We start from the raw sequence: 5,839 nt of genomic DNA, 5'->3' as shown, positions 1-5,839 counted from the left end.
AATAATGATTTTAAGATTAATTAAACTAAAAAGATAAATTTAAGTTAATAAAAAAACACAGAATAAAAATGACAACAGTATGATTTTTTAGCACCTAAATGCATAGCCAAAGTAGGCAACAACTGGTATATTTTATAGCTTGGTTTTTGCACACTTACGAAAATCCTAAAGGGATTTTCTTGGTCGGTAAATATTTACTAAATTTATTGCTTAATCACGCCACAAAACATACCAAAAACCGTTGGCAACAATTTGTATAAAAACTGTAACATAATAGAAAACTGACAGACTTATTCATCAATCAATCAAAAAAATCATTAAATGAATTCATCTATTAAAGCACTATTTTTCGCTTTCATAACCTTTTTAACATTAAATTCCTTTTCTCAAAGCACAAATAAAGAACTATTCAATAGAATTGACACTTATTTGAAATCGAGCGAAACAAATGGTTTTTCTGGAGTTGTTTTAGTCTCTAAAAAAGGTAAAATTATTTTATCTAAAGGATATGGATGGGCTGATAGGAAAAATAAAATCCCTAATTCACCATCAACCGTTTTTAATATTGGTTCTGTAACAAAACAATTTACAGCATCGGCTATTTTAAAACTCGTAGAACAAGGAAAAATTAAAACATCAGATAAAATAAGCACATATTTTGCCCAGACACCTATTGACAAAAGCGATATAACTATTCATCAATTATTAACGCATACATCAGGAATTTCAAATAGAACTGGTGGTTTTAGGTATGATGAGGCTAGTAAAGAACAGTTCCTAAAAGAATTTTTTGAATCAGAATTACAATCAAAACCTGGAACAAAACATCAATATGCAAATGCCAACTATATTATTCTCACTGCGATAATAGAAACAGTTTCAGGACAAACCTATAATTCCTTTCTAAATGATTTTTTGTTTGTTCCTTCTCAAATGAATAGTACAGGATATAAGAGTGTCAATTTTAGCACAGAAAGACTAGCACACGGCTACTACTATAACAGAAATGATGAACAATGGGAAGATTGGGGAACAACCCAAGAGCATCTTCCTTACAATGACAAACATTGGTACAGTATAGGTAAAGGAGATATTCACTCTACCGTTGAGGATTTATATAAATGGAATATTGCTTTAAAAAACAATGTAGTCTTAGCATCAAACACAAAACTAGTTCAAGAAACACCATACGTAGCCGAAAATGATAAAAAGACATCATTTTATGCATATGGTTGGGCAATATCTCAAAGTAAAAGAGACACTAAAATTGTTGCTCACAATGGTAGTAATGGGCTTTATTTTGCAGATTTTGTTAGGTTTGTAGACGATGACGTAGTTATCATATACATAACAAATGTGTTTTTAGGACCTGAATCAGAATATGTTGCAAGAGAAATTGGTAAAATGATTTTTGATTCAAATTATACGCCAAGTCCAATTTCTAGAAATATTTATGAATTAAGTTTTGAGTTTATGAAAACGAACCCATCATCTAATGCAGCAAAACTACCTGTGTTTTTAAAGAAAAAACTTAATAATGAATTCAAGGATCACGCCATTCTAAATCGACTAGGATTTAGCAGGTTGAAAAAAGAGGACAAACCAGATTGGGCATTAGAATTATTTAAGCTTAATGTAAAGCTATTCCCAAAAGATGGTAATTTATGGGATTCACTTGGAGAAGCTTACTTAAAATATAATATGAACGATGAAGCCATCAAAAGTTACACAAAAGCAGTAGAGTTAGGTAATGAAAGTTCAAGGAAAGTATTGAATGAATTATTGAAAAAAGAATAGACAGAAAAACTGTTGCCAACACCGTATATAATTTATTGCTTGGTTCTAGCCTACTTACGAAAATCCTCGCGGATTTTCTATTAGGTTTTTATTTGCTAAATTACGTTCTTAAACACGCAACAAACCATATACAAACACGTTGTATTTAATGGCGGATTATCCTCAGATAATCCTAATTTGAGTATTATAAGTCTGATAATTTAGACTTTCTGAGACACGAGCTTATAAAATTACTGAGATGATATAATTTGATAACTCACTTCTACTCTATCTGAATAAAATGAATCGTAAAGAATTGTACCATAATATAAAAATTGATTGTTTGAAACGTGAAAACCTATTAAAACGCAACGATTTTAGCACTTTTACCGAATAAATAGCAGAAACGAATATATTGAGCAATGAAAACGAAGAAAATCACTCTTGAGTGAAATTCTAATTTGATTAATTCCAATCAAAATGAATTATTAAACTAAGTTGATTTAGCAATGATTAATTAACTGATTTGAATATTGAAACGTAGAAATAAAACTAAAATGATGAATGAGAAACTCAAAACCACTAAATACAACACTGTTTAACCAAAATTGGCAATTTCTGCTAAATAGAATGTTTATTAATTCTAATTGTATTATTTTTATAATCGAAAAATTGCGATAACCAAAGCCACCTTTGGTTACACTAAACCGTTGCCCACAATTAAGATGATTAGTTTGAAAAATCATAAATTGAACAATATTGATTAAGAAAAAAGCACTGTACACGAATGAAAAAGAGTAAAGAAAAAATTGTAATTGGAGTAATTGCCTTTAGTATTATTTTTTATATGATATTTACTCATTTTACGAACATTGATGAGCTGGATAAATACGGAGTAATAAGTGTTGGAAAAATGATTGAATTCGGATATTGCAACGGAGGCGCAAATTGCGGGAAATATGAGTATTATTATGATAATAAAAGATATACTTCAACTTTTAGAAGTGAAAGAAATTACTCATTTGATAAGAAAGAAAAAAAAGAGTATATCAACAGATACTTTGAAATTTTACTTTCTAAACAGAATCCTGAAATTTCAGAAATTTACTTAAATAAAGAAATTAACAATCTTGAAAGAATAAGGAAAATAGGGTTTGATTAAAAAAACTGTGGGCAACAACGTACAAAATTAATTGCTAGGTTAGAGCACATTTACGAAAGTCCTCACGGACTTTCTTTGCTCGGGAATTATTTACTAAATTTATAGCTAAAACACGCAACTAAATCTTGTACAAGACCGTTAGGCAATATTAGGAAACACTAATAAATACTTTTCTTATTAATAAAAAGCTATGAAAAAATATGACACTTATAGAGTTTTTACTCCTGCTCAACCAGCAAAATTAACATTTATCGACCGAGAAATTGTTAATGAACAACTTGTTGATGCATTAAGAACGCCTGGAATGCAAATTGTTGTTTACGGATATAGTGGCTCTGGTAAAACAACTCTATTAACAAATAAAATAAATCAATTATATGAAAGTTATATTCCTTCTCAATGTACAAAAGGAACCACTATAGATCAATTGAAACTTGAAGCCTTTGATTATTTAGATAGATACTATACTACAGAGTTAAATGAAAATGTTAGTAATGGAATATCAGCTTCTCTAAAATCTCGTTATGCCGAAATAAAATCTGAATCCAAAAAACAAGAAGGAAAAACAATAAAAAGAATTGTACCTATTCAATTAAGTGATCAAAGACTTGCCGAATTTGTAGGTGAAGCAAAATGTTGTTGGAAAATCGAAGATTTTCATAAAGTTGAGAGTGATGACAAAGAAAGACTGGCTCAATTAATGAAAGTTTTTATGGATTCTTCAATGAATTACCCTACTACAAAAATAATTGCAATTGGAGCAGTTGGAACTGGAAAGGAAGTAGTTGCTTATGATAAAGAAATGAGTAATAGATTATCAGAAATCCCTGTCCCTTTAATGTCTTTAGACGAATTAGAAATGATAATTGAAAAAGGCGAATTTTTATTAAATGTTAAGTTCTTAAAAGAAGTTAAAAATAGAGTTATAGTATATTCTAGTGGTTTGGGAGCTGTTTGCCATCAATTATGTTTATCTATGTGTATAAATAATGGAATATATGAAACTGTGGAGGAAACACACACCTTTACAGATTCAGATTTAGATAAAGCAATTGACAATTATTTACAAAAGAATTCTTCTTCACTTAAATCGTCATACGATAAAGCAACAAAAATAACGAAAGGAACTGTTTATGGAATAAAACCGATACTAAAAGCGATTTTAAGTTTAACAAAAGAAAAGAAAAAAGATGAATTAACTCCGTTTGAAATTCATACTGAAGTTCAAAAAGAAAACCCAACATATCCATTGAATACTGTTAGACTTTACCTAAATCAATTAATTTCTGCAGAAAGAGCTGAAATTTTACGATATAATAAAGATGCAGATGTATATTTCTTTAGTAACCCATTTTTTAAGGCATTCACCGAACTATCATTTAGCAAAGATTTTAAACCTTCAAAAACAGATATTACTAGAATTTCAGCTGATGAGATAAAAGCATATTTAGATGCTAAAAAAGATATGGATGAATTCTTATCGATGTAAATAACATTGCCTAACAACTGGTATATTTTATTGTTTGGTTCTAGCCTACTTACGAAAATCCTATCGGATTTTCTTGGTCGGTAATTATTTATTAAATTTATAGCTAAATCACTCAACAAAACATACCAAAAACCGTTGTGTGTAATTACGAAATGAAAAAGAAAAAGAAACATAAAAAGAAGAAAAAAGGAAAATCATTGAATTACAAATTGTTTGTAATAATCGGTGGAATATTTCATTTCATAGTTTACTTATTACTAGATTTAACTTTTTACAACGACACTATATTTTGGCTGAGTCTTATACTTTGTGGCTTAATTTTAGGAATTTATTTCATAAAGAAAATGAAATTACTTAATCCTGAAAGCTATAGAAAAATTAAAGGACCAAAATTGAAACTATATATGTTTTCTGTTTGTCTTTTAATTATAACAGGAACTTCTTTAATATTTGGAAATGTTATAAATGGAACCTTACTTGGACTGAACTATATTGGAAAACAGAATGAATCCAATAATATCGAATACAAAATTGAAAAAATCACTCAACATAAAACTGGAGGAAGAAAAAGAGTTAGAAGAAATAATCCGAAAGTATATTTTGAAAAAAATGGTGAGACAATTAAACGAAACTTATCAGAGCATTATAGTTTAAAGAAAAATTATTCAGAATATAAAACAATTAAATTTATCACGAATAAAGGCTTGTTAGGTTTTGAAATTATTAAAAATTACGAATTGAAAAAATAAAGCAACAACACACAACAACGTGTATAATTAATTGCGGCAGAATTTCCCTTTCGGAAATTCACTCGAATTAATTACCTTAGTGCTACGGCGGAAAAATCTTGCTGATTTTCCCGCAACTAATCATACACAAAACCGTTGGCAATAATTAAAACTGTGAACTTTCCTGAAATAGGTTGACTAAAAATTAAGCAATTAATTATAGTCACTTATGAAAACACAAAAAGAACACTGGCGAAAAAAAAGCTATCAAAAAGTAACCCTAGAGACCAAATTATTTGTCGTTGACCAAATTCTAAACGGTCAAATATCTACAAATTCTGCTAGCAAAAAATATGATGTTCCTAGAACAACTATTACCTATTGGTTAAGAAAATACAGTACTTTAGTCCAACAAAATACTGGTATGAGTAAACAAGATGAGATTAAAAAATTAAAAGAACGTATTGAAGAACTAGAGTTTCAAAAAGACTTCCAACAAGATATTATCGCAGATATGGAACTCATTACAGGCGTCGATATGTCAAAAAAGTCCTTGCCCAAAACATTAGCAAAAGAGATAGCCTTAAAGAAGAAAAACCGTATAAAAGAAAATGGCTCTATGGATGTTTTGGGATTAGTAAACAAGCCTTCTACAAAAGACTCAAAGTCCAACAAAAGCAAGAA

5 protein-coding genes are annotated in these 5,839 nt (G+C 29.1%); all 5 read left to right on the top strand.

Annotated features, from left to right (window positions below):
• The first annotated feature begins 321 nt into the window (after positions 1-321).
• Positions 322-1,797, top strand: a complete 1,476-nt coding sequence (locus tag BLU40_RS16980; protein ID WP_090126589.1) for a serine hydrolase domain-containing protein — start codon at positions 322-324, stop codon at positions 1,795-1,797.
• Positions 1,798-2,563: 766 nt separating this feature from the next.
• The gene (locus BLU40_RS16975; protein WP_090126586.1) at positions 2,564-2,938 is read left to right on the top strand and encodes a hypothetical protein; all 375 of its coding nucleotides are present in this window, start codon (positions 2,564-2,566) and stop codon (positions 2,936-2,938) included.
• 190 nt (positions 2,939-3,128) lie between these two features.
• Positions 3,129-4,427 (top strand): P-loop NTPase family protein, encoded by a 1,299-nt coding sequence (locus BLU40_RS16970; protein WP_090126583.1) that lies wholly within the window; start codon positions 3,129-3,131, stop codon positions 4,425-4,427.
• A 344-nt stretch (positions 4,428-4,771) separates the two neighbouring features.
• Positions 4,772-5,176, top strand: coding sequence for a hypothetical protein (locus tag BLU40_RS16965; RefSeq protein ID WP_139170997.1), 405 nt, complete (start codon positions 4,772-4,774; stop codon positions 5,174-5,176).
• A gap of 208 nt (positions 5,177-5,384) precedes the next feature.
• A partial coding sequence (locus BLU40_RS16960) for a helix-turn-helix domain-containing protein (protein ID WP_139170996.1) occupies positions 5,385-5,839 on the top strand: 455 nt, incomplete at its 3' end.

Source organism: Lutibacter oricola, from assembly GCF_900106565.1.
Taxonomy (GTDB): domain Bacteria; phylum Bacteroidota; class Bacteroidia; order Flavobacteriales; family Flavobacteriaceae; genus Lutibacter; species Lutibacter oricola.
Note: the sequence above shows the minus strand (reverse complement) of the source record. Positions and strands in the feature narration are given on the sequence as shown.